The 25,029-nt window shown below is 41.9% G+C and carries 22 protein-coding genes, 4 tRNA genes and 1 pseudogene; 9 read left to right on the top strand and 18 right to left on the bottom strand.

The window, feature by feature from the left end:
- Positions 1–37: 37 nt before the first annotated feature.
- Both AC4CUZ_RS08785 and AC4CUZ_RS08790 read right to left on the bottom strand, forming a co-directional pair.
- Positions 38–1,672: a long-chain fatty acid--CoA ligase gene (locus AC4CUZ_RS08785; RefSeq protein WP_419381313.1), complete on the bottom strand. Its 1,635-nt coding sequence runs from the start codon at positions 1,670–1,672 to the stop codon at positions 38–40.
- 70 nt (positions 1,673–1,742) lie between these two features.
- Positions 1,743–2,237 carry a 2,4'-dihydroxyacetophenone dioxygenase family protein gene (locus AC4CUZ_RS08790; RefSeq protein WP_490747494.1) on the bottom strand — a complete coding sequence of 165 codons (495 nt, stop codon included), beginning with the start codon at positions 2,235–2,237 and terminating at the stop codon, positions 1,743–1,745.
- 427 nt (positions 2,238–2,664) lie between these two features.
- Between AC4CUZ_RS08790 and AC4CUZ_RS08795 the strand changes: the two genes are divergently transcribed.
- Positions 2,665–3,288, top strand: coding sequence for an AAA family ATPase (locus tag AC4CUZ_RS08795; RefSeq protein WP_419381311.1), 624 nt, complete (start codon positions 2,665–2,667; stop codon positions 3,286–3,288).
- 48 nt (positions 3,289–3,336) lie between these two features.
- Positions 3,337–5,235 carry a winged helix-turn-helix domain-containing protein gene (locus AC4CUZ_RS08800; RefSeq protein ID WP_419381310.1) on the top strand — a complete coding sequence of 633 codons (1,899 nt, stop codon included), beginning with the start codon at positions 3,337–3,339 and terminating at the stop codon, positions 5,233–5,235.
- 112 nt (positions 5,236–5,347) lie between these two features.
- Here the strand turns inward: AC4CUZ_RS08800 and trpC are convergent, their stop codons facing one another.
- Genes trpC through AC4CUZ_RS08815 form a run of 3 tightly spaced genes read right to left on the bottom strand, consistent with a single transcriptional unit; the run spans position 5,348 to position 7,818 of the window.
- Positions 5,348–6,154 (bottom strand): indole-3-glycerol phosphate synthase TrpC, encoded by an 807-nt coding sequence (trpC, locus tag AC4CUZ_RS08805; RefSeq protein WP_419381309.1) that lies wholly within the window; start codon positions 6,152–6,154, stop codon positions 5,348–5,350.
- Positions 6,155–6,170: 16 nt separating this feature from the next.
- Positions 6,171–7,217, bottom strand: coding sequence for an anthranilate phosphoribosyltransferase (gene trpD / locus AC4CUZ_RS08810; RefSeq protein ID WP_005400478.1), 1,047 nt, complete (start codon positions 7,215–7,217; stop codon positions 6,171–6,173).
- A gap of 16 nt (positions 7,218–7,233) precedes the next feature.
- A complete protein-coding gene (locus AC4CUZ_RS08815; protein ID WP_005400479.1) occupies positions 7,234–7,818 on the bottom strand; it encodes an anthranilate synthase component II in 585 nt (194 codons plus the stop codon).
- An 843-nt stretch (positions 7,819–8,661) separates the two neighbouring features.
- On the opposite strand from AC4CUZ_RS08815, the gene glnA reads away from it, so the two are divergent.
- From glnA to ubiA, 4 genes are all read left to right on the top strand, one after another.
- Positions 8,662–10,077 (top strand): type I glutamate--ammonia ligase, encoded by a 1,416-nt coding sequence (gene glnA, locus AC4CUZ_RS08820; protein WP_005400480.1) that lies wholly within the window; start codon positions 8,662–8,664, stop codon positions 10,075–10,077.
- 89 nt (positions 10,078–10,166) lie between these two features.
- Complete coding sequence (locus AC4CUZ_RS08825) at positions 10,167–10,442, top strand: hypothetical protein (RefSeq protein ID WP_078388621.1); 276 nt, start codon at positions 10,167–10,169, stop codon at positions 10,440–10,442.
- Positions 10,443–10,529: 87 nt separating this feature from the next.
- Positions 10,530–11,015 carry a chorismate--pyruvate lyase family protein gene (locus AC4CUZ_RS08830; RefSeq protein WP_078388622.1) on the top strand — a complete coding sequence of 162 codons (486 nt, stop codon included), beginning with the start codon at positions 10,530–10,532 and terminating at the stop codon, positions 11,013–11,015.
- Entirely contained in the window at positions 11,012–11,893 is an 882-nt protein-coding gene (ubiA, locus tag AC4CUZ_RS08835; protein WP_078388623.1) for a 4-hydroxybenzoate octaprenyltransferase, read from the top strand. The genes AC4CUZ_RS08830 and ubiA overlap by 4 nt, the downstream gene beginning before the upstream one ends.
- Before the next feature lie 49 nt (positions 11,894–11,942).
- Here the strand turns inward: ubiA and AC4CUZ_RS08840 are convergent, their stop codons facing one another.
- Entirely contained in the window at positions 11,943–13,244 is a 1,302-nt protein-coding gene (locus tag AC4CUZ_RS08840) for an IS4 family transposase (protein ID WP_039891156.1), read from the bottom strand.
- Positions 13,245–13,399: 155 nt separating this feature from the next.
- On the opposite strand from AC4CUZ_RS08840, the pseudogene AC4CUZ_RS08845 reads away from it, so the two are divergent.
- Together AC4CUZ_RS08845 and AC4CUZ_RS08850 are read left to right on the top strand one after the other, a co-directional pair.
- Positions 13,400–14,626 (top strand): annotated as a pseudogene (locus AC4CUZ_RS08845) (alpha/beta hydrolase family protein).
- Between the two features lie 99 nt (positions 14,627–14,725).
- Positions 14,726–14,956 (top strand): hypothetical protein, encoded by a 231-nt coding sequence (locus AC4CUZ_RS08850; RefSeq protein WP_078388624.1) that lies wholly within the window; start codon positions 14,726–14,728, stop codon positions 14,954–14,956.
- 1 nt (position 14,957) lies between these two features.
- Here AC4CUZ_RS08850 and AC4CUZ_RS08855 read toward each other — a convergent pair whose 3' ends face one another.
- The 8 genes from AC4CUZ_RS08855 to AC4CUZ_RS08890 all read right to left on the bottom strand — a co-directional run bounded on the left by AC4CUZ_RS08855 (position 14,958) and on the right by AC4CUZ_RS08890 (position 18,967).
- Positions 14,958–15,422, bottom strand: coding sequence for a DUF2726 domain-containing protein (locus AC4CUZ_RS08855; protein ID WP_419381263.1), 465 nt, complete (start codon positions 15,420–15,422; stop codon positions 14,958–14,960).
- A gap of 56 nt (positions 15,423–15,478) precedes the next feature.
- Positions 15,479–15,554, bottom strand: a tRNA-Asn gene (locus AC4CUZ_RS08860).
- Positions 15,555–15,834: 280 nt separating this feature from the next.
- Positions 15,835–15,910 (bottom strand) — tRNA-Asn (locus AC4CUZ_RS08865).
- Between the two features lie 196 nt (positions 15,911–16,106).
- Positions 16,107–16,182 (bottom strand) — tRNA-Asn (locus AC4CUZ_RS08870).
- 4 nt (positions 16,183–16,186) lie between these two features.
- Positions 16,187–16,262, bottom strand: a tRNA-Asn gene (locus AC4CUZ_RS08875).
- 144 nt (positions 16,263–16,406) lie between these two features.
- Positions 16,407–17,033, bottom strand: a complete 627-nt coding sequence (sodB, locus tag AC4CUZ_RS08880; protein WP_419381262.1) for a superoxide dismutase SodB — start codon at positions 17,031–17,033, stop codon at positions 16,407–16,409.
- Between the two features lie 209 nt (positions 17,034–17,242).
- Positions 17,243–17,863, bottom strand: coding sequence for a superoxide dismutase (locus AC4CUZ_RS08885; RefSeq protein WP_335998500.1), 621 nt, complete (start codon positions 17,861–17,863; stop codon positions 17,243–17,245).
- 345 nt (positions 17,864–18,208) lie between these two features.
- Positions 18,209–18,967 (bottom strand): Nif3-like dinuclear metal center hexameric protein, encoded by a 759-nt coding sequence (locus tag AC4CUZ_RS08890; protein WP_078388626.1) that lies wholly within the window; start codon positions 18,965–18,967, stop codon positions 18,209–18,211.
- Between the two features lie 168 nt (positions 18,968–19,135).
- Between AC4CUZ_RS08890 and AC4CUZ_RS08895 the strand changes: the two genes are divergently transcribed.
- On the top strand, positions 19,136–20,317 hold the full coding sequence (locus AC4CUZ_RS08895; protein WP_419381261.1) for a S1C family serine protease: 1,182 nt from the start codon (positions 19,136–19,138) through the stop codon (positions 20,315–20,317).
- Between the two features lie 70 nt (positions 20,318–20,387).
- On the opposite strand, the gene AC4CUZ_RS08900 is transcribed toward AC4CUZ_RS08895, so the two are convergent.
- From AC4CUZ_RS08900 to AC4CUZ_RS08915, 4 genes are all read right to left on the bottom strand, one after another.
- Positions 20,388–20,711, bottom strand: coding sequence for a CREC-EF hand family protein (locus AC4CUZ_RS08900; protein ID WP_419381260.1), 324 nt, complete (start codon positions 20,709–20,711; stop codon positions 20,388–20,390).
- 261 nt (positions 20,712–20,972) lie between these two features.
- Entirely contained in the window at positions 20,973–21,935 is a 963-nt protein-coding gene (locus AC4CUZ_RS08905; protein ID WP_490747495.1) for a Tim44 domain-containing protein, read from the bottom strand.
- 118 nt (positions 21,936–22,053) lie between these two features.
- Positions 22,054–23,445 carry a DNA repair protein RadA gene (gene radA / locus AC4CUZ_RS08910; RefSeq protein WP_004695771.1) on the bottom strand — a complete coding sequence of 464 codons (1,392 nt, stop codon included), beginning with the start codon at positions 23,443–23,445 and terminating at the stop codon, positions 22,054–22,056.
- A 143-nt stretch (positions 23,446–23,588) separates the two neighbouring features.
- Positions 23,589–24,950, bottom strand: a complete 1,362-nt coding sequence (locus AC4CUZ_RS08915) for an alanine/glycine:cation symporter family protein (protein ID WP_004695773.1) — start codon at positions 24,948–24,950, stop codon at positions 23,589–23,591.
- Positions 24,951–25,029 lie beyond the last annotated feature (79 nt).

A 25,029-nucleotide genomic window follows, 5' to 3' on the forward strand; every position in this document is an offset into this window, starting at 1 on the left:
TTCATCACAATATCCTTTTGAATGTTTCGAATGAGCCTTAAACGACTTCGTCTTGAAGTAGAACATGACCAAATTGTTTGCGGAGTTCTGCCTTCACAATTTTACCTGTACCGTTGATTGGCAGTGCATCTACAAAAATCACCACGTTAGGAGTCTGCCAGCGGGCAATCTTATTATCAAAGTAAGCCAGCGCTTCTTCTTCAGTCAGTGTTGAGTTTTCCTGTTTTACGGCAATCAAAATTGGGCGTTCGTCCCATTTTGGATGGCGTGCCGCAATGGCTGCTGCTATACGAATTTCAGGGTGACCTACGGCAATATTTTCAAGTTCAACCGAAGAAATCCATTCACCGCCCGATTTGATTAAGTCTTTGGCACGGTCGCAAATGGTCATATAACCGTCTGTATCTAGGGTCGCGATATCCCCCGTGTCGAACCAACCATCGGTTGTGGTGGCACTTTTTTCTTGGTTGAAATAATGATCGACAATCCAAGGGCCACGAATTTGTAAATTCCCTTGAGTATGACCATCATTAGCTAAGACTTGATTGGTGCTTTCATCAACGATACGTAATTCAACACCAAAAGGTGGACGACCTTGGGTTAAGCGTAACTTTTCAAACTCTTCAGCACTCAACGTGGCATGTTTTGCTTTCGGTTGGTTCGCTGTTCCCAGTGGGCTGGTTTCAGACATTCCCCATGCATGAATGGTGTCGCAAGCATAGTTGTTTTTGAAATCACGAATAATCGATGGCGGGCATGCAGCACCACCCACGATGTTACGCGTCATGCTCTCTAAGCTTGTCCCGCGTTTTTTTGCAGCTGCAAGTAAGCCTTGCCAGATGGTGGGTACACCTAAAGCCACAGTAACTTTATAGCTGTCGATCAGATCAACGAGACTGTCACCATCTAGGTTTGGTCCTGGTAAAACCACACTGGTACCGACCATCGCTGCTGCATATGGCACACCCCATGCATTGACATGGAACATAGGAACGACAGGCATGACCACATCATTTGCAGACAGGTTTAATGCGTCTGGCAAGCTAATCGCCATGGTGTGGAGTAGGGTAGAACGGTGGCTATACAGTACGCCTTTCGGGTTACCTGTAGTGCCAGAGGTGTAACATAAAGAACTAGGGGTTTCTTCGCTGAATTGTGGCCAGCTAAATTCAGCAGATTGGTTTTGAATTAAATCATCATAGAAAATAACATCTGGAAGTGCTGCAATGACGTTTTCATCACGCGCACCGTAACAGATAAATTTTTCAACGGTTGGTACTTTGCCTTGGATTGCGACAATTAACGGTAGAAAAGTTGAATCAAAGAAAATCGCTTTATCTTGTGCATCGTTAATAATGAACACCAGTTGTTCTGGGAATAAGCGAGGGTTGATGGTGTGGCAAACATAACCACTCCCTGAAATAGCATACCAAGACTCTAAATGACGGTGGTTGTTCCACGCGATCGTTGCAAGACGATCACCTTGGTTAAGATTAAATGACGTGAAAGCATTGGCTAAACGTTTGCTATTCTGTTGAACCTGTAACCAATTGGTGGTGGTCATTTGACCATTTACTTCACGTGAAAAAATAGAAGTATCTGCGTGGTACTTTGCCGCATGTTCGATTAAATTACTAATCAATAAAGATTGGTGCATCATTTTGCCAAACATTTCATTCATCCTTGCTGACTATTTTTCTAATAAAAAAGGCTATTAGCCGAAGCCAAAAGCCTTTTGGAATTTATTTGTCGCTAAATACAACATCCGAACCCGGTTTAATATAACGCGGCATTTTTTGCCCTGTATGTTCAGCCACGACGTGAAGGGTGCGCTCGATCCAACTGGCATCCATAATAAACATCAGTGAATCATCATCATTTAAGTTGACGTTCGCACCATTAATGACCATAAAGCCTTCAGCACCTTCTGGTGTTGCTAAAGTATGGATCGAACCTGCTGGTTCAAATAAATAGCTGCCAGCCGTTTGAACATCTTCAGGATATTCGACATAATGCCATGAACCAGCAGTTGTGTAGAAATGTACAACACCTGTGTGGAAGTGGCGTGGCATTACAACGCCAGCATCAAAACGAGCGTAGATAATCCATTTACCATTGTCAGGATCTAAAAAGCATGGTGTGACATGCACACCCGGTAGTGCATTTTTGATTTCGCCATCTTTGATGTTAATCGTTAATAATCGATCCTGATGTTTAACTGATTGTGCGATGCTCATGACAAACTCCTTGTATGTCTTGGAATCAGAATATGATATGAGATATCAATATCTAAGATTTCCTTAAGCCTGAGCATAACAATGTTTCAGAAAATGCAAACCACTCGAAAGAATGGAATTTACATTGTTTGATAAATGCGCGAATGAACAGTTTAAAATAGGGATTGGAATGGTTTTTGATGCTATTTCATATTGCTTAACTGCGGTGCCCCTACTAATTTATAAGTGTTTTAGACTGATGAACGGCATAACATGATTCGTAGAGAATGATGTTTTGCCAAATGCAAAATTCAGGGAAATGAATGTTGCAGATGTAATTGAATAAAAAGATTGGATGAATATACATGCAAGTGTTGAAGACTAAACTCAGTCGTCCGAGCATGCTGAATGGCAGGGCAATGCAACGTCCCCAACTGTTAATCAGATCGTGGACTATTGTCAGTCTTCTTTGGTTTTTATTCACGCCGCGGCGGGTTATGGAAAAACCACGCTGATGCATCAACTTTCAGAGTCTCTTTTAGCAAAGGGAAAGAAAGTCTGTTGGTTAACTTTGGATGATGATGAAAATGATCCTATTCGACTCTATCAATACTTGCGTTTAGCGCTTTTAGATTTAGAACCACCGCATTCGATCTCTTATGGACAGATCCATAAACAACACATCATTGAACTGACGCAAAAAGTTGCAGAAGAGGATGCTGACACAGTTTTATTTATCGATGAGTTTGAAGCATTAACAAACCCAGAATGTTTAAATATCTTTTGGTGGTTGTACCAGTCTTTACCTGAAAATTGTCATTTGGTGATTGCTTCAAGGGTCAAACCCAACTGGAGTTTCGCGAAAGAATATCTATTGGGGCGTTTAAAGTGGGTTACTGAGTCTCAGTTGAGTATCAAACAGCAAGAAAGCAGTGAGCTCATTCAGTTTTTACAACAACAAAACTTTGACCAGCTTGCTTTAAGCACGGAGCTTGCAGAACAACTGATTGATAAAACTGAAGGCTGGTTTACAGGCATTCAGTTCACCAATTTATATTTGAAAGAACACTAAGATATTCATGGCTTTATTCAAAATTTAAGCGGTGCGCACCATCAGATTGTGAATTACCTCAGTGAGCAGGTTTTTTTACAACAAGACCCTGAAATTCAGCAATTTTTATTGCAAATTAGTGTACTGAGGAAAATTAATCCAGCTTTGGTTGTCGCTTTAACGGGTAATCATGCTGCACAGCAGATTCTCGATGTCATCAGCCAAAAAGGCTTGTTCATTCAAGCGATAGATGAACAGCGTACGTGGTATCGCGTGCATCATTTATTTCGAGACTTTTTGCAATCGAAGTTTAAGCTTTTACAACCCGATGCATATCAGCAAATGCATCGTAAAGCGGCAGAATGGTTCAAACAACAGCGTTATCTGATGGAAGCGATTTATCACGCCCAACAGGCAGAAGATCAGCAGCTGATTTTATCATTGCTCAACACGGTATGTCGTGAACTGATCTTAGAAGGCCGACACTATACGTTGTTGGAGTTGGTCAAACAGATACCAGATTCTGTCTTGCTGCAAAATCCAAATTTGCTCTATGACATTATTTGGACCTTGGTGCTGACGCATCAAGTGACCCTAGCCAATCATTATTTACAGCTCTGGCATAGTGTGGATCAACATGAAACCTTATTACAACATGAGGACCAATTAGGTTTAGCCCCTCTCATTGCTGTTTTAGAAGACAAGTTAGATGTGGCTTATCGCTTAGCGCAACAAAACTTAGCACAACTGCCAAGTACCGTTTATTTTGTCCGTGCTCTACTGATTGGGATTGGGGCTTTACATCACATTTGTTTGGGGCAAATGAGTGAAGCACGAAAGCTATTACTACAAACGCGCATTATCTATTTGCAAGGTCATAACCTATATGGTTTGGCAATGGTCGATTGTATTGATGCCCTATGTGATTATTTATTAGGAAATTTAACGCTCGCGGCAGAGAAATTTACTCAAGTAGGACAGAGCGAGGAATATCGTAACTTAGGTCTAGATGAAGACAATCAAGCGGCCATTATGAATATTCTGAGCAGCTTTAAAGCAGACCTGTATTATGAAATGAACCAAATGTCGCAAGTCGAAGTTGCATTAATGGACTTTAAGGGCGGCGGTAATCTAGCAATGCCTGATATGGTGATAGTCGGTTATATTTTACAAATGCGACTAGCGACCTTGCATCAAGATCAAAGTGCGATACAAACGTGTTTGCACCAAGCACATACCCGTAGTAGCCAATGGTCATTACCTCGACTCGCACAAACCATACAAGCCTATGTGCAACAATCAAGCCCGCTTTCTGCATTAGCTGATACTGAACAAGCAGCATTTCAGCCATATTTAAATTTTACGAATTTGCTGCGTGGCGATGATTTAATGCTGGTGCGTCAGCAAATTTTCATGGGGAAAGCCGAACAAGCCAAAGAATATTTAAGCCAGCAGTTAGCATTTTTTAGGATTTATCCTATACGTTTTGCGCGTGTTCAAATTTTGTTTGCACTGGCCCTGTATCAGCTGAAACAACATGAACAGGCTTTTGAGGCGCTACAACAAGCGCTTGAAACCCTCATGCCGACTCAGGCGGTGCGGGTGATTCTAGATGAAGACCCTTTAATTTGGGATATATTAAGTGGGCTAAGTCAGCATTTAAGTCGACAGAAGCAAAAGCATACAGTTGTGTTATTAGAATATATTCAGCAACTTCAAAAGCTCAATCAAGCTGAAAGCAGTGCTGAAGCTTTGATCGGAAGTTCTGGCCTTGAGGCTTTATCAAAACGTGAAGTCCAAATTTTAGAAAAACTAAGCCGTGGCTGTACCGATGCTGAAATATCCGAGTCGATCTTTTTGTCCATCAATACGGTGAAATGGCATCTGCGTAAAATCTATAACAAGTTGCAGGTCCGCTCTCGAATGGAAGCGGTGAATGAAGCCAAGAAACAGGGTTTAATTGAGTAATTTAAGATTGAATTTTTTATATATTGCTGTTTAAGCAGATCTTCAACAGCTTTTTGAAAGGATATATCACAAAGTATTCAGGGCAAGAGCATGCCTTACCCTGAATATGCCATTAAAGTGATTTAGGTGTTCCAAACAACTCGGTAAAGGCGTGATCCGGACGCGGCTGCTTCATAAAACTTTCACCGACCAAGAAAGCATGAATGTCATGCTCTTGCATCATGGCCACATCTGCTGGGGTCGCAATGCCGCTTTCAGTTACCAGTAGACGAGATGGTTCAAGCAGTTTTTTCAGACGAATCGAGGTGTTTAAGTCAACATCAAAGGTTTTTAAGTTGCGGTTATTGACACCCAATACGCAACGCTCAGATAGACGCAAAGCACGTTCAAGCTCTGCTTCATCGTGTACTTCAACCAAGACATCTAAATTCTGCTCAAAAGCTGTTTTCGACATTTCTTCGAGTTGTTGATCGGACAAGGATGCCACAATCAGAAGAATACAGTCCGCATGTAAAGCACGTGCTTCAATCACCCCATAAGGGTCAATCAGAAAGTCTTTGCGTAATGCAGGTAGGGCACAGTGAGAACGTGCAATTTGAATATTCTCATCGGCACCTTGGAAAAAATCGACATCGGTTAAAACTGATAAACATGCTGCACCTGCGGCTTCGTATTGTTGTGCGATTTCAGCAGGATCAAAGTTTTCACGAATGATGCCCTTAGATGGTGATGCTTTCTTAATTTCAGCGATCACACCCGGTTGTCTGCTCAGTAAAGACTTTGCAAAACCACGCACAGGAGTTGCCTCAAATGCCCATTCTTCAACATCTTTATAGCTACGTTGTTTGAGGCGTGCAGCAAACTCTTCCTGCTTGCGATCCACAATTTTGCCTAAAATCGTATTTGCGATATCTACCATGACAAAATCCTGTCTATCAAGCGTCGTATTGTTTAAGGGTTTTGCTGAATTCAGCAAGGATGCTCATCTTTTCTAAGGCTTGTCCGCCGTAGATGATGTCATGTGCTAAAGCCACGCCTTGTTTATAGCTGGTACAAAGTCCAGAGACATATAAACCGGCACCTGCATTTAAAGCAATCATATTGGCTGCTTTTTCGCCTTTATCGGATTTGTTTTTACCTAAGGCATCTTTGATTAGGCTTAAACTTTCAGCAGAATCTTGGATGATTAAACCTGTTAAAGTTTGCGATTCGATCCCAACATCTTCAGGTTGAATTTCCCATTCGGTGACTTCGCCATTTTTAAGTTCGGCCACATAGGTGCTTGATGCAAGGCTAATTTCATCTAAACCATCTTTAGAATGAACGACCATGACATGTTCAGCCCCCAGTTGTTTCATCACTTCTGCAATTGGTCGACATAATTCAGTCGAAAACACCCCAATCACTAGACGTTTTACTCCAGCCGGATTCGTAAGCGGGCCAAGTAAATTGAAAATACTGCGAATGCCTAATTCACGACGTGGGCCAACCGCATACTTCATCGCTTTATGATGATTCGGGGCAAACAAGAAACCCACACCCATTTCGCGAATACAACGTTCAGTTTGTTGCATGTTTAAGTCAAGTTGAATGCCTGCTTGTTCTAACAAGTCCGAGGAACCCGATTTGGTTGAAACACCGCGGTTACCATGTTTAGCAATGGTTGCACCTGCCGCTGCAATCACAAAAGCAGACGCAGTCGAGACGTTGAATAAGTTCTGACCGTCACCACCTGTACCGACGATGTCGACTAAATAAGGTACATCACTGACATCAATTTTGATGGCAAACTCGCGCATGACACGAGCCGCTGCGGTAATTTCATCAATACTTTCGCCTTTTAAGCGAAGACCCATCATTAGTGCACCAATTTGGGCATCTGTTGCTTCACCATTCATGATGGTGCGCATGACGTCTTCCATTTGCGGCTGCGTCAACTCAATATTTTTAGTGATGTTATTTAAAGCTTGTTGCATATTCATTTTTCACTGCACTCATTTATGCGTAAATTTCTAAAAAGTTCTTAAAGATTTGATGGCCATGCTGACTCAAGATTGATTCAGGGTGAAATTGCACGCCTTCAACGGCAAGCGTCTTATGCTTTACACCCATGATTTCTTCAATTGAGCCATCGGCTTCATTGGTCCAGCAAGTCACTTCTAAGCATTCAGGCAAGCTTTCTTGATCAATCACCAGTGAGTGATAACGCGTTGCTGAAAACGGAGAAGGGAGGTTGCTAAAAATGCCTTTATTTGAGTGGTGCATGTCAGACAAACGACCATGCATCACTTTTTTGGCACGAATGATTTCGCCACCAAATGCTTGACCAATGGCCTGATGTCCTAAGCACACCCCTAATAATGGAATTTTTCCAGCAAAATGCTGAATGGCTGGAATAGAAATTCCTGCTTCCGAAGGTGAGCATGGACCAGGGCCAATCACAAGATACTTAGGTTGCCATCGCTCAATATCTTCCAATGTCACGGCATCATTACGTACTACTTTTACTTCTTGATTTAACTCGCCAAAATACTGGACGATGTTGTAGGTAAAAGAGTCATAGTTGTCGATCATTAAAAGCATGAGCTTAACCTATTGAAATTTATGCACATAAATGTGCTTGAAGAGTCCTATGGTATTCGTGCGTTTACATTATAAAGCTATAAGTAAATTATTTTTCTCATTCAATGACTTGAATGGAGGCACAAAACCGAAATTATCATAGCAAAAAATACACAGCTAGGGCGCGACATTTTTTTGTGGGTCTAAAAATTACAATGGGTTTTGTTACTAACTGATATAGAGTTTATGAATATCTCAGATTCAAATCCTAACGAGAAGCCTCGTGGACTATGTATAAATGTCATGAAGCATGCATATTCAATGAATATAAAAAGAATATCTTCTGATGTTGTGAGCCAAAAACTCCCCTAATGTCACCAAAACAGAGCATATTTTTTTGCTTGCTCACATCTGAGATGTCGGCTTTATATTTAGTTTGAAAGGAGAGGTTTTTTGTTTTTTAAAAATCAAATAAAAACAGTTGATTACGCTGCTTATATTTGATTTAAGGTATATCGCTCGCCGTGATATGAGGTGTGGAAGTCAAATCAAGGCGAAAATAACAGCTTAAAAAGTGCTCTAATTTATAAAAAACGGGTGTAAATCGACCCATAATATTTAAAAATGCACCATTATGATCCACACTCAAAATCTTTTAGATTAAATGTGAAGAAGCGTGCTTGAATATGGTGCATTTACTTTTTAGCTCAGTATAATAGAGCCAAAGCAAACAGCTTAAAACTGTTATTCTGATAATGAATTCAATATTTTAGCTAAGCTTTTTAAAGTTGGTACGGTAATTGCTTTAGAACAACCAACTACTAACACGCACTAAAGAGTGCAACAAAAATTCATCGGAGCAAAATGAGCATGGCGAACAAGGTCCTACAACTCATCCAAGAAAGTGGCGCAAAATGGGTCGATTTCCGTTTTACGGATACTAAGGGTAAAGAACAACACGTAACTTACCCAGCAGATACTATCGACGAAGATACTTTTGAAGACGGTAAAATGTTTGATGGTTCTTCTATTGCTGGTTGGAAAGGCATTGAAGCATCTGACATGATCTTACGTCCAGATGCTGCAACTGGTTTTATCGACCCGTTCTTCGCTGAGCCGACAGTAGTTGTTACTTGTGACGTTATTGAGCCATCAACAGGTCAAGGTTATGACCGTGACCCGCGTTCGATTGCTCGCCGTGCTGAAGAATACCTAAAATCGACAGGTATTGGTGATACTGCATTCTTTGGTCCAGAACCAGAATTCTTCGTATTTGACGAAGTAAAATGGGAAATTGATATGTCTGGCGCGCGCCATACATTGATTGCTGAAGAAGCTGCTTGGTCAACAAACAAAGACTACGAAGGCGGAAACTCTGGTCACCGTCCACGTGTTAAAGGCGGTTACTTCCCAGTTCCTCCAGTTGACTCTTCACATGACATGCGTGCTGATATGTGTGCGCGTATTGAAGACATCATGGGCCCAGGTCGTGTAGAAGTACATCACCACGAAGTTGCATCTTGCCAATTAGAAATTGGTGTAAGCTTCAACACAATGGTTCGTAAAGCTGACGAAGTACAACAGTTCAAATATGCGGTTTGGAACGTTGCGCACCAATATGCAAAAACTGCGACTTTCATGCCTAAGCCAATGGTTGGTGATAACGGTTCTGGTATGCACGTTCATATGTCAATCTCTAAAGATGGCAAGAACTTGTTTGCTGGTGATGAATACGCTGGTTTGTCAGAAATGGCGCTTTACTTCATTGGTGGTGTAATCAAACACGCTCGTGCATTGAACGCAATTACGAACCCATCTACAAACTCGTACAAGCGTTTAGTTCCGCACTTCGAAGCACCGATTATGTTGGCTTACTCAGCACGTAACCGTTCTGCTTCTATCCGTATTCCTTACGTTTCTAGCCCGAAAGGCAAACGTATCGAAGCTCGTTTCCCAGATCCAATGATGAACCCGTACTTAGGTTTCGCTGCATTGTTAATGGCGGGTCTTGACGGTATCCAAAACAAGATTCACCCAGGTGAAGCAGCTGATAAAAACTTATACGACCTTCCTCCTGAAGAAGAAGCGAAAATCCCTACAGTTGCGCACAGCCTAGATATGGCTCTTGAAGCGCTTCAAGCGGATCACGAGTTCCTTCTTAAAGGTGGTGTATTCACTAAAGAAATGCTTGATGCATATATCGAACTTAAAACTGAAGAAGTGCGTCGTTTGAACACGACAACTCACCCAGTTGAATTTGATATGTACTACAGCTTGTAATTCTGAACTGAATTTCGCTGCAAAAAACCCGCGCTAGCCGCGGGTTTTTTTGTATCATCTGTTTAACTTGAAAAAAATTGATGAGAGCAATGGCACAGCGTAAGAAGCACACCAGTTTTTATCCTTGGATTGACCCTAAAGATCACGACAAAGGTTTTAAGCTAAATTTTTCGATGGTGATTTATATCGAAGTTGGTCGCACCCCTGAAGGCTACAAGCAGGCAGAATTTGTTGCATTGAAAAGCCCTGAGTTAGCACTGGATTATGATTATCCTCAAAGTTTTTACTTGAGTGCTGAAGGTTTTATTTTGGTAAAAACTCCGCAGGGTAAATTTGAAACCATTGCAAAAACAGATAATTGCTAAAGATTGATCTTAGAATTGAATCAATGACATTCTGCATAACTCAAAAAGCGTTTAAGCGCACAGTAAATCAATGGTACAGGTAGGCTTATGCAGCAGATTCCAGCTGAACTGAAAACATGGTTATATGCTTCAGGTTCACTTACTCAGCAACTGAAGGATTTGGCTGATGGAACATTTAGGGTTCAACCAACCAAAGAGCATTTTCAGCGTCTTCAGTTTATCGATGCAAAATGGATGGGCATGCCGTTTCAGCATACGTCATGGGTACGAGAAAGTTTTTTATATGGTAGTGATGTAGAGCCTTGGGTTAAAGCCAAAAGCATTTTTCCGATCTTAAGTTTGCAAGGCCGTGCACGGCTTTTTAAACATATTGGTAAAAAACCGATTGGCTGGTTCTTGTTTCAGCGCACCAATCCAGCATGTGAACGTCGTGTGATTTGGCTAGAAGATGGCTGGACTAGACAGAGCTGTTATACTTGGCACGGCTGCAAGTTTATTGTTCAAGAAACTTTTTTAGCGAGTTTTGAGCAATTTTTGCAAAAGCAGAATTCAGCATCTGAAGGACAGTCATGACAACTGCGCATCAAATTACTTGGCGTGAACGTTTAGAAGCCTATTATTATTTATGTCGTTTTGATAAGCCTGTTGGCACAGAATTGGTATTCTGGCCCACCATGTGGGCACTGTGGATTGCAGCAGAGGGCATACCGCCAATTGGTATTCTGATTCCGATGGTACTTGGCACGATATTTATGCGTGCGGCTGGGTGTGCAATTAATGATTTTGCTGATCGTAAGGTCGATGCGCATGTAGAGCGCACGAAAACAAGGCCTTTAGCAACAGGGATTATCACGGCCAAAGAAGCCATTTATGTGTTTCTAGCTCTAGTCTTTGCTAGTGCTTGTATGTTGTTGTTTCTACCGATTGAAACGTTTTATTGTGCTTTAGGTGGGCTTGTTCTCGCATTTATATATCCTTTCATGAAGCGCTATACCCATTTGCCTCAGGTTGTTTTAGGCATGGCTTTTTCGTGGGGAATTCCGATGTCATTTACGGCTATGGGTAAACCATTAGATTTAACCTGTTGGTTGCTGTATTTCGGCAATCTGGCTTGGACTGTGGCATACGATACTCAATATGCGATTACCGACCGTGAATATGATTTAAAAATTGGGGTGAAGTCGACAGCCATTTTATTCGGTCGTTTTGATATTCAAATCATTGCACTTTTACAGGCGATGAGTGTCGTTTTGATCGGTACGGCGCTTTACCTTGAAAATTTATTGATGCCATTGGGTCTAATCGCATTGCTTGTAGTCGTGGCTGATTTTATTTATCAATGGTCAAAAACCAAAGACAGAGATCCACAGCGTTGTTTTTGGGCATTCCGTCACAATCGTTGGGTGGGATTGATTGTTTTTGCTGGAATCTTTTTAGAATTAATTATTTAAATTTATATATTGGTTGAAAAAGCGTCCTGTACAGAGTAATGCCAGTCAGTTAAGAAATTGACTGGCATTTTCTTGGGTACTTTTGAGGCTTTATTTTGACGACTCTAGGGCATTGCCTTGATCTTCTTTCAGGCAAAACAAACATTTTAGACTGTTCCAGCAAACGCTCTAAATGCTTGGGCAAATTCCCTGCCGATTCCAGCGGAGTATGCCTTAATATATTGATAATGCTGATTGAAGCAATATGGAAACTGATACGCAAAGGGCTGACTTTCGCCCGTTGAGCCATAAATTTCATTTGCCTTCTAAGAATATTATAAGCAATCAATACACCCCATAATTCCTGATACACCAATTCAGGCTGCTTGCTTCTTAAATGCATCCCATCTTGCAGGTCGCTCTTGATTTCACGGTAGCACATCTCGATTTCCCAGCGCTGAGCATACAGCGTACTGACCTCTTCCAGAGGATAAGCCTTTGAATCTAATAATGATGTAACGTATCGTCTAACCCTTCCAGACTGTTCAGTTTCAATCAGGCGGGCTTCCCAATAGTCACCTAAATCCGGATTCAGTTTCTTCGCTCTTGGAGAAACAGGCATTCTGATTTGAAAGTCATGCGCTGAGTTTTTCCTGATAATTTCATAGCGCAGATTGTCTTTAGCCCGCATAAGCCAATGGCAGTTTTCCCGAGACTGCCACCCTGATAAGAAATCAGCAGAGAAGTAGGCCCGGTCAAATAAAGTCAGGCTATTTGCAGGCACTTTCAATTTCTTCGCTAAAGTCAGCTCGCCTTGATCCATACTTCCAATCCCGGCATCAATCACTTCATGAGTATTGGTGTTGATCAGGCAAACCGCTCTGGCTTGCGGCCAAGGTGCTGCTATCGTTTTGCCTTTGGAAGAACCGAAGTGCCTGAAGTTCTCATCTGTGTGGGGCATGGACCAGACGGCTCCATCTACAGCGCAGATGCTTAGGCCATGAAAGGCGGAATATTGCGGCTGAGAATCTTCAAACCATGTCTGACTCAGTGTGTTGAACAGGACATTTAAAGGCTCCAGACCCAAGCGCTGTCTGGCCTGCACTGATGCGCTTGGGGCGCAGCTTTCAGCCGTGCCAAAAACCAGCTGCAGCTGCTGAACAACATACCAGATGGGCTGGTCGCGGAACAATGCAAGTCCAATAACTAGCCATACAGCATGCTCTGCGGGGAGTTTTCTTTTTCTGACCGATGCTTTCCCGGTCCGTTTTAAACAGTCTTCAATCCAGTTTAAATCAATTAATTCGCTAAAATTAGAAAGTGAAGGAGCTGTCTGCTGAAATGCTGAACTTAAATTCTGAGAAAAAGTCATAAAAAAATGAGCGTATCTGGATACGCTCATTTTTACCGCATTTCAGCTATTTTGTCTTAACTGATCAGCATTACCTGTACAGAGCGCTTTTTTATGTCTTAATAAAACGGCATGTAGTTTCATGCTTAAAAAAACAACGAATAAAAGGATATTTTATGAAACGCTCGAAAATAGCATTAGCCCTTACAGTTGCCGTTTCAATGCTGTCTTTAACTGCTTGTAATGACGATGATGATTCGCCCGCTTCAAATCAAAAAACAGACCTATGTTTCTGAAAGTACCTATTCAGAAGACACATTAACCACTGCAGCTTCTATTAAGGTAATGACGTATAACATGGAAAATGTTCAAGGTCAGACCGCTAAAGCAACGGCGCTGGTGATGTTCCCTAAAGTAGCACCACCTACAGATGGTTATCGCGTAGTGGTTTGGGAGCATGGCACGGTTGGGGTTGGTGATAGTTGTGCGCCAAGTAATAATATGATTCACCCACGTTTTAAAATTTTAGCAGACAGTCTACTGGCTGCGGGTTATGTCATTGTTGCCCCCGATTATGAAGGTCTGGGTACACCAGGGATTCATCCATATTTAAACTTATCTAGTGCTGCGAAGTCAGCGCTTTCTGCTGTACAAACGGCAAAAGATCATTATGGTAAGCAGTTAAATGGGGCATGGATGTCGATTGGTCAATCACAAGGTGGGCATGCATCATTGGGTACAGCCGAGTTTGCTAATACAGATACGACTTATAAAGGAGCTGTGGCTGGTGCACCTGCATCCAGTTTAGGACAAATTATTCAAATTTATCTCGATCCACAATATAATCTTGACGCAAATGGTCAACCTAAACCAATGGGCGTACAGGCGATGATGGTGCATGTTTAGGTTATCCAGCACCGAATAGTGCAAATGGCTTACAAGAACAATTTAAAGCGGGTGTTGTTGAGTTTCTGGCAGATCCGACACACTGGACTTCTCAGTATGGTGTTGATTTAAATAAAATTAAAACAGATCCAGTGGTTCAGAAGTTCTTGGCGGATAATCAACCAGCAACCAATGCCACTGCTGCGAAAGTCATTAAAACCCCTGTATTTATTATTCAAGGTGCGAATGATCAAGCGGTACTGCCTGATATGACGAAACTGTTATATGCGAATATGAAAGCAAAAGCGACCACATACTTCCCGCAAAATGGATATGCTGATGGTTATAAACTAACTATTGTACCGAAGGCGACGCATACGCAGGCAATCGTATGTCAAAATAAGGAGGCTGTGGATTTTATTCAGACCTATATGTCTGCGGGTACGGGTATTGTACTAACTGATGCACAAAAAGATGCCAGCACCAATGAAAATTGTACAGGTATAGCACCGACATAAAATTAACCATTTAAACTGAAGACAGAGCCTCATGGTTGAGGTTCTTTTTTTGTTATAGTATTGGCCCATCAAAATCTAGATATTGGAAATAGGCTGGCTATGACGAAATCAACTAAAAAACTAACGTCGAAAGTGATGTTTTTGGCGAGTCTTGGTATTGTGATTCCATTGCTTATTTTAGGAATTGCTTTTTTAGCGGTAAAAAGCGATGCAAAAAACCAAGCGGAATATCAGCGTATTAAAGAAGAACAACAGCAGCGTATTCAAGAAAAGTTGGCTGCCGAAAAGCAATTCACACAGCAGGAAGCGAGCAGCGCGGTCTCAAAATAATTCAAGCACGCATTGCAGGTGTGATACCAATGTGTTTGTGCAGTTGGCGAATGCTTGGAATTTCAGTAAAACGCAGAACGATGTAACCTGCTTCATTGAGCATGGCATCACGTTCTGCATCTTCTTGTTCCTTGCCGATATGGGAAGGATCATCAAGTTCAATAATCACCACGACTGCTAATTGTTCATCTAATAAAACGAAATCGGTGACTTTACGGTTAAATTTGGCCCGCATTTTATAGTGATCACTGGTAATCAGTGAACTAAATGAAACTTGAGCTAGAACATGATGGCGTGGAAAGGCTTCTTTTAAGCGAATAAACATTTTACGTTCAAACGGCGTAATGACGTGTTTGGCATAAAACTTTTGTTTACGGCGAAACAGGTCAGGGTAGACCATCATCACTAACGTAATAGTGGCGAAGCAGCCGATGATAAAAAAGATGATTTGACTCAGATCGAACACAATATTTTCTAGCGCAAAGAAAAAACCCACTCGCATGGAGTGGGTTTTTAGAATTTTGGCTCTCCAACCTGGGCTCGAACCAGGGACCTGCGGATTAACAGTCCGTCGCTCTACCGACTGAGCTATTGGAGAATCTGCACGCATTCTATGTGGCAAAGCTCAAAGGGTCAAGTCTTTGGCCTGATATTTTTATATAATTTGCTTTAAATGATTTAAAAATAAACGGTTTAGCTTTTATTGGTGCGATTTGATTCAGCCACACACTTTTCATGAAGATGTTTTGGGGGAGTCAAGATGAGGAGGGCCTGTATGGAGAGCTGCTTTGGAGTGATTTTGGTTTTACTTATTAGGTGAATATCATCTATATGGATAGAAAAAAGCCCAAGTCATAATGCTTGGACTTTTTAAAATTTGGCTCTCCAACCTGGGCTCGAACCAGGGACCTGCGGATTAACAGTCCGTCGCTCTACCGACTGAGCTATTGGAGAATCTGAAATGCAGTATAGAGAAAATTACACATCGGTCAAGTTACAATTCTAAAAAAAGTCGAATTTTAGATTAAATGTTTTTTTTATAAACAATTTGATATGTCATAGCTGTATACCAGAATGGTATATGTTTGTGGATCAGAATAATGAGCGATAAAAAAAGCCCAAGTCACGATGCTTGGGCTTTTTAGAATCTTGGCTCTTCCACCTGGGCTCGAACCAGGGACCTGCGGATTAACAGTCCGTCGCTCTACCGACTGAGCTATGGAAGAATAGTGGCTCTCCAACCTGGGCTCGAACCAGGGACCTGCGGATTAACAGTCCGTCGCTCTACCGACTGAGCTATTGGAGAATCTGATGCGCATTTTAGGGAGGAAAGGAAAATGGGTCAAGCAAAAAATATTGAGAAATGAATTGTTTGCTTTATAAATATGCGTTTAGGCAGCAAAAACAAAAAAACCGCTCAAAAAGAGCGGTTTTTTAAACAAGACGAATCTTATTTTTCAACGCCAGCAGCTTGACCTGCATATTTCGCGTTTGCATAATCCCAGTTTACAAGGCTTTCAAGGAAAGTTTTGATGTAAACAGGACGCGCATTACGGAAGTCGATGTAGTAAGCATGTTCCCAAACGTCAATGGTTAACACTGCAACTTTACCGTGTGCAAGTGGAGTGTCTGCATTTGAAGTTTTAAGAATAGAAAGGTTGCCATTTACTTCGTCAGCAACTAACCAAGCCCAACCTGAACCGAATTGAGTTGTTGCAGCAGCAGCAAATTCTTCAGCGAATTTTTCGTAAGAACCGAACACTTCATCAATTTTAGCAGCTAAAGCACCTGTTGCTTTACCACCACCGTTTTTAGCCATACAGTTCCAGTAGAATGTGTGGTTCCAAACTTGTGCTGCGTTATTGAAGATACCTGCTTTAGCTGCATCACCAGCAGAAGCTGTGATGATTTCTTCTAAAGTTTTGCCTTCAAGGTCAGTACCCTTGATTAGGTTGTTTAGGTTAACAACATAAGTATTATGGTGTTTGTCGTGGTGGAATTCTAAAGTTTCTTTGCTGATGTGCGGAGCAAGATCTTCGTAGCCATATGGAAGTGCAGGTAAAGTAATGGTTGTCATGTTTCATTCCTTGCAGATTTGCTGGGTTTTACTTTAAGTGCATTTATTGTAAATGATTCTATAGACAATAGGGCAGTCTTTTAATACACAAAATATGCAAAAAACTTCGCAAGGAGACATATACGATACACAAGATATCGTTAGAGCCTTTCGTACAGAATATATTCATTTTAAAAGACTCTAAGCTCTAGATGGATTGAGGTGGTTGATTAATTTTTAGCTTGTAACGCAGTATGGTAACGTCGATTTACTTCATCCCAATCGACCACATTATAAAAGGCATTAATATATTCAGGACGGCGGTTTTGGTATTTTAGATAATACGCATGTTCCCATACATCTAAACCGAGAATAGGGGTATGACCGTGCATCAGTGGGGAATCCTGATTTGCACTGCTTTCAACAATCAGCTGGTGCTCAGGTGTCACGCTCAGCCATGCCCAACCACTGCCAAAACGGCTAATCGCGGCTTTGGTAAATGCATCTTTAAAAGCATCAAAACTACCGAGTTGCTCATCAATAGCCTTTGCCACAGCTCCAGTCGGTTGGCCACCACCTTGTGGACTCATGACCGTCCAAAACAGTGAGTGGTTGGCATGACCACCTGCATTATTGATCACCATATTTTTAAGATCAGTAGGGACTTCATTGACTTTGGCAACCAAATCTTCCACAGACAGTTTCTCCCATTCTGTGCCTGCAATCGCGCCATTAATGTTATTGATGTAGGTTTGATGATGTTTACTGTGGTGAATTTCCATCGTTTTCGCATCAATATTGGGTTCGAGTGCATCATAGGCATATGGAAGAGCGGGTAAAGAATAAGCCATGTGTTTGATTCCTTTAATCATCAAAATTGTTTTATTGGGATTTTTTAAAGCAGTTTCATTATCTACTTAAAAGTTAATGAGAATCAATATGTTTATTATTTGCAATTTTAAGGTAGAAGATAACAAGTTTTATTGTTCATATTGGGTTGGAAGTTCAGTATGTATAACAAAGATCAAATGCAAAGCGTTTTTGAACTGATGCTATGTTTTGATTTAAAAAGATGAAAGACTAGGAATAATATTTTAGAAAGTAATAATTTGCTTAAATGGAGGTAATGTCGGATGCCATGCGATGTAAGCGCATTGAAAGGACTGGGATGAAAGAGGTCTCATCCCAGTGATTGCTTAGATTGGGTTGTTTAACTCGAAATAAACATATTCAATATTAAATTGTTCTGAAATGGCTTGACCTAATCGCTGCACGCCATAGCGTTCAGTCGCATGATGTCCGCAAGCAAAATAATGTACGCCTAATTCTTTAGCTTCATAGAAGGTACGTTCACTGACTTCGCCTGAAATATAGGCATCACATCCTTGTTCTGCGGCTTTTACAATAAAATCTTGTGCACCACCGGTACAAAAACCGACTTTTTCAATCATGGTCTTGTCCGCAGGAAGATGGGTGACATCAAACTTTAATTTCTCAGACACAAACTTTTTAAACTCTTCCACAGGCATAGGCTGGTTTAAATAACCAATATTGCCAATAGGATGACGCTCAGATGGGTCAAGCGCCTCAATACGTTCTAGTTCGAGCAAATCTGCAATAGCTGCATTATTTCCAAGACTCGGATGGCTGTCGAGGGGGAGGTGATATGCCAACAAAGAAATGTCATGTTGAATCAGACTCTTGATCCGTTTACCGCGCATACCTGTGATGGGATAGGCTTCACCTTTCCAAAAATAACCATGATGCACTAGTAAAAGATCCGCATTTTCTCGGATCGCGGCATCTATGGCATCTTGCGATGCTGTCACCGCAGCTAAAATTTTACGTACTTCGGTCTTACCTTCAATTTGAAGGCCATTCGGTGCATAGTCCTTAAACTCAGGTGATTTGAGGGTTTGATCACACCACTGAATAATGTCTTGTAATTTTGCCATATCGACTTAAAAACTCTTTTAAATTGATTACATCGGAACCTATTGTTTATTGTAACTAAAGCATGACAAAACTCTTGCTTATTTTTGTGTTTCGGCTTGAATTTCGCTTTACAATAGGCATAAATTACTTAGTCATCAATGAATTAAAACATTTTAGAGGGTGAAATCGTGCGCAGGACCTTTTCCTGGTTACCTTGGGTATTACTCATTTTAGTCATTGCTGGATTTTTTGCTTGGCAGCAGTATCAAAAGCCAAAAGCGCCTGTGGCGTCGGATGGTATTAAGATGCCTGCTGAAAAGGTTGAGCCTTTAATTAACACCACGCGTACCGGTGGGGTAGTTTCTTATAGCGCTGCCGTGAAAGTGGCTGCACCAGCAGTAGTAAATATTTTTACCACGCAAAAAGTCAAACAACTTGACCATCCATTACTCAATGATCCTGCGTTCCGTGAATTTTTTGGCAATCAAATTCCAGATCAGTTTAGCCAAAATAAAAATGAAAACAGTTTGGGTTCAGGTGTGATTGTTCGCCCTGATGGTTATATTTTGACGAATAATCATGTGATTGCTCAAGCCGATCAAATTGTTGTGGCATTGCAAGATGGTCGTCGTGCAGTGGCTAAAGTGATTGGTACCGACCCCGATACCGATTTGGCTGTGATTAAAATTGAGCTGGCAAATCTGCCTGTTTTACCCTTTAAGCTCAGTGGCAACGAAGTGGGTGATGTGGTCTTGGCCATTGGCAACCCATTTGGCGTAGGTCAAACCGTTACGCAGGGTATTATCTCTGCTACAGGACGCTCTGACCTGGGCATTAACACTTATGAAGACTTCATTCAAACTGATGCTGCAATTAATCCTGGTAATTCTGGTGGTGCTTTGATTGATGTGGCGGGGAATTTGATTGGGGTTAATACTGCGATTTTCTCTCAGTCAGGTGGGTCTTTAGGTATTGGTTTTGCCATTCCTGCAAGAATTTGCCAACAAGTACTGAACTCTATTCTTAAAGACGGTCGTGTGGTACGTGGTTGGCTAGGTATTAGTTTATTGCCTGTTGAACAAGTCAATATCTTAGAGCCTAAAGGGCCAGGTGTGGTTGTCGCGGACGTGTTAAAAACGGGACCTGCTGCAAAAGCTGGTTTAAAGAAAGGCGACAAGATTGTGAAAGTGAATGATGAAGTGATTGCTTCAACCTCACATTTGATTAATTTTGTGGCTCTACAACCGCCAAATAGCACCATTCAGATTTCACTTGAGCGCGATGGCAAACCTTTAGATGTTGATGTGGTTGTTGGGGAAAGAAAAGAGCAAAATCAGGACTCTCAATTTATCCCATTACCAGAACGTTAATCATTATTTAAAAATATTAAACCCTGATTATTCAGGGTTTTTTATTGCTTAGAATTTTATGATTGAGAAATTATCGTGGGGGCCAATTTGCACAAGGATTAGGGAGTAAGCTATGAATTTCTCCAAGCTCTTCATCGGCCAGTTTACCATCCTTATTTTTATCTAGATATTTAAATAATTTAAAATTTTTATCTTTAGCTTGGAAGCGTTTGTCATCGGGCCAAGGAAGCGGGTCAAAATCTTTAACGCTTAAAAATTCTTTTAACTCGAAGGTTTTATTTTTATTTAGATCATAGGCCTTATGAAACTGTTCCCAATTTAAGGAGGCTGGCTCGCAGGCGAGACTATGGGAGCTGATAAATAGTGAAATGCAAAGCATGGTTAAATTTTTCATATTTTCTTTCTCAGTAACATTATTTACAGAGTGTTCAAAATGCGAAACTATTTGTGATATGGCTATAGCCTAAGCGCAAAATAGAATTCTGAATATGAATACTATAATTTATTAGGTAAGGAAATTTATTGAAATAGGTGTTCAGTTTTTGTGGATGCTATTTTGTATTGAAAAGTTGTATAGCGATTTATCCGTAATTTAATTGTTGAATCTGCACAATAAAAAACAGCGACCGAAGTCGCTGTTTTTTATCTTTAGAGATTAAGCTTCTTGCTGGATACCTGCAACGAGCCAGTCTTGGGTAGAACCCGCAGGTTTTACAAAGTGCCAAACTTCAGCAAAAGGTTGCGGTAAGCTGTTGAGATCTTCACTTACTGTACCAGTAAAACGTACGCTAACCACGTATTGGCCATTTTCTGTCGCAGAGTCCGCAACCATTGCATTAAGGTTTGAAAACTCAGCTACATCTTGATCTTGATTCGCCATAATGTCTTGATACATAGACTGGTAAAGATCAGGTGTTAAGTAACGCTGAATTTCAGAAATGTTACTTGCCGTGTTCATTGACTGAATATGATTGAAACGTTGACGAGCAATACGTAAGAAAGCCGCAGGTTCTGTACCGTCTGGCAGCTGACTACCACTATTGGTATAGGCAGCGCCAAAAGGTGCATTGTTTTGTGGTGCAGCAGCTGAACCACCTACAGACTGACCAAAAATATTGCTATTGTCATTTGATGTACGTGGTGCAGCTTGTTGGCCAAACGGTGCTTGAGTTAAACCATTGTTTGGCGCGTATGGATTAGCTGCTACTTTTTTTTTTGCGCCCATTTTACGGAAAATGAAGAAGGCAACAGCAGCGGCAAGAAGAATCCAAATCCAGCTCGGAATACCACCTTTTTCTTCCTGTGCTTGCGCTTGAGAAGCAGAGTTGTCATCTGCCAATGCATTTGCAGCTACAGCACCAATTGCAGCACCCGCTACACCAGCCGCAACCATACCACCGACGCCTGGACCAGATTTAGCTGGAGCTGTAGCTGGCGCGGTAGGTTGTTGAGCTGGAGTTGCTTGACGAGGTTGTTGATAAGACTGAGTTGGTGCAGCTTGACGGCTCATGCCGTGGCTTTTACCACCACCTGCACGTTTAGCTTCTGCGGCTAAGGGTGCAACTAAAAGAGCCGCTGTTAAAAAACCAGCAATCAAACCACGCTGTCGAACTTCCATCAAATTTTCCTACTCTATAAAAAATAAATTTTAACTCTACCTTTATGCAGTCTTTCATCCTAAATTTCAATAAAAAACGTGTTTATTTTATGAGAAATCCAAATAGATGGAATTTAGCTTAGTTGAGTTCGTCACTTAAGCTCATGGCTTCAGTGAGTGCCTCATGTAAGCGCGCCACAGCGATGACCTTCACCCCAGCAATGTCTTTTTGCGGTGCGTTGCCTCGCGGTAGAATAATGTATTTAAAACCATGTTTAATGGCTTCTTTTAAGCGTTCCTGCCCATTTGGCACTGGGCGAATTTCCCCAGAGAGTCCTACTTCACCAAAAACAGCCAGTTGTTGTGGCAGCGCTTTACCTCGCAGGCTAGAGGCACAGGCCAATAAGACGGCCAAGTCAGAGCCTGTTTCCGTGATTTTTAAACCACCGACAACGTTGACGTAGACATCTTGTCCAGATGTTTGCACGCCACCATGGCGATGCATTACCGCCAAGAGCATATTTAAACGGTTTTGTTCTAAACCTAAGGCGACTCGACGCGGTTGACCATGTGCATCATCAACCAAAGCTTGAACCTCAACCAACAGAGGACGTGTGCCTTCACGGCTGATCATTACGATTGAGCCTGCAATGGCTTCATCATAACGGCTTAAGAAAATGGCTGAAGGATTCGCTACTTCTCTTAAGCCTTTATCGGTCATGCCAAAAACCCCGAGTTCATTGACTGCACCAAAACGGTTTTTAACAGCTCGAATCATCCGATAACGTGAGTCGGACTGACCTTCAAAGTACAGAACACAGTCCACCATATGTTCAAGCACACGTGGACCAGCCAGTGCACCTTCCTTGGTGACGTGTCCGACGATGAACAAGGCTGTGCCACTATTTTTAGCAAAACGTGTTAGTAAAGCAGCAGATTCGCGAATTTGAGAAACGCCGCCCGGCGCTGACTGGAGTGTTTCGGTATATAGGGTTTGAATGGAATCTAAAATTGCCACGGCAGGGCGTTCGTGAGCAAGCATTTCACATATCCGCTCGACACAGGTTTCAGCCATGACTTTGAGTTTATCTGTGGGTAGATCAAGACGATTTGCACGCAAAGCCACTTGAGAGAGTGATTCTTCACCTGTGACATACAATGCCGCACTGTTGGCTGCGGCCATATGCGTTGCCGTTTGCAATAAAATGGTCGATTTCCCGATGCCCGGATCACCGCCAATCAGCACCACGGAACCCGTGACGAGACCACCGCCAAGCACACGATCAAACTCACCAATTCCTGTAGCCAGTCGAGTCTCATGTGAAACTGAAATTTGATTTAAGGTGCTAATAGCAGCAGCTTGACCTGCATAGCCGCCCCCCATTTTGGGCTGCGCACGATGTGTGACTGCAGGTGCAATATTGACTTCAACTAGACTATTCCATTCTCCACATTCAGAACATTGACCCGCCCATTTTGAATGGTCAGCGCCACATTGTTCACAGCGGTAAACACTTTTTGCTTTTGCCATGCTTTATTTGATGCACTATTTAGAGTATTCGATGGTTCAACAGCATACAGAGGATTTGATTTGAAATGAATGCTCTGAATCAAAAAGCCACCCGAAGGTGGCTTAACGATTGCAGATTTTAAAAACTTGCTTTGAAAATAACCTTAGTACAACTCACCTGATTTACGCTTTTCGACAAAATCACGTGACTCTTTCACAATCACCGTCGACAGCAATAACAAAGCAATTAAGTTTGGAACCGCCATTAAACCATTAAAGGTATCGGCAAATAGCCAGACTAAATCAAGAGATGCCACGCAACCAATAAAGACTGATGCGATGTAAATGAGACGGTACAACAGAACATACTTTTCACCGAGTAAATATGTACAGCATTTTTCGCCGTAATAGCACCAACCTAAAATGGTGGAGTAAGCGAAGAACACAATACCAAAAGTCACGATCCAGCCTCCGACACCCGGCAGTAATTGGTTAAAAGTATGAGTGGTTAATACCGCGCCTGTTTCGCCACCAAAACTATTGCCCGCCATAATAAAGCCCATAACCAAAACGATCCCTGTAATACTACAGACGATAATGGTATCGATAAACGTACCTGTCATTGAGACTAAGCCTTGACGTGCAGGGTGGTCGGTTTTTGCAGCAGCGGCGGCGATCGGCGCCGAACCCATCCCCGCTTCATTTGAGAAGACGCCACGAGCGACACCGTAACGAATGACGGCACCAATTGCACCACCTGCTACAGCTTCACCCGTAAAGGCATCACGGAAGATCAGTTCAAGTGCAGGCATGACGAGTTCAAGATGGTTGAAGATAATAATGAGACCACCGAGGACATAGCCAATCGCCATAATCGGTACGATGAAAGAAGCGGCTTTAGAAATAGATTTAATCCCGCCTAAAATAACCAAAGCGGAGAATACCGTAATGACGATACCTGTGATCCATGTTGCAACTCCCGTACTGTTTTCAACAGCGAGCGCAACTGTGTTGGATTGCACTGAACTGCCAATCCCAAAAGATGCCAAGGTGCCAAATAGTGCAAAAATCAGTGCCAACCACTTCCATTTTAGGCCGCGTTCAATGTAGTACATTGGACCGCCAGACATTTCACCTTTTTCATTTTTGATTCGGTATTTAACTGCCAGTACGCCTTCACCATATTTGGTTGCCATACCGAACAGGGCTGTCATCCACATCCAAAACACCGCACCTGGGCCACCAAGGACACAAGCGGTTGCAACACCAGCGATATTACCCGTACCAATGGTGGCAGAGAGTGCTGTCATGAGGGATGCAAAGTGCGAGATATCTCCTGCATGAGAATGTGCTTGGTCATGTTTGCCAAAGACTTGTTTAAAGGCTAGAGGCAACATGCGAATTTGCCAGAAGAACAAGCGTAATGTGAGGAATATCCCTGTTCCGACAATGAGGACCAACATATAGGGTCCCCAGACCCAACCACTGATGGTTTCCATAAAAGTTTGTAAACTTTGTGTATTCATTTTTCTTTTAGTCCTCTATGTTTTAAAACTTGAAATTTCTATAAAAATTTTGAGTTTTATTAAGCAATTGATATGCCAC

It is taken from the genome of Acinetobacter sp. 789_lipA, from assembly GCF_058242845.1.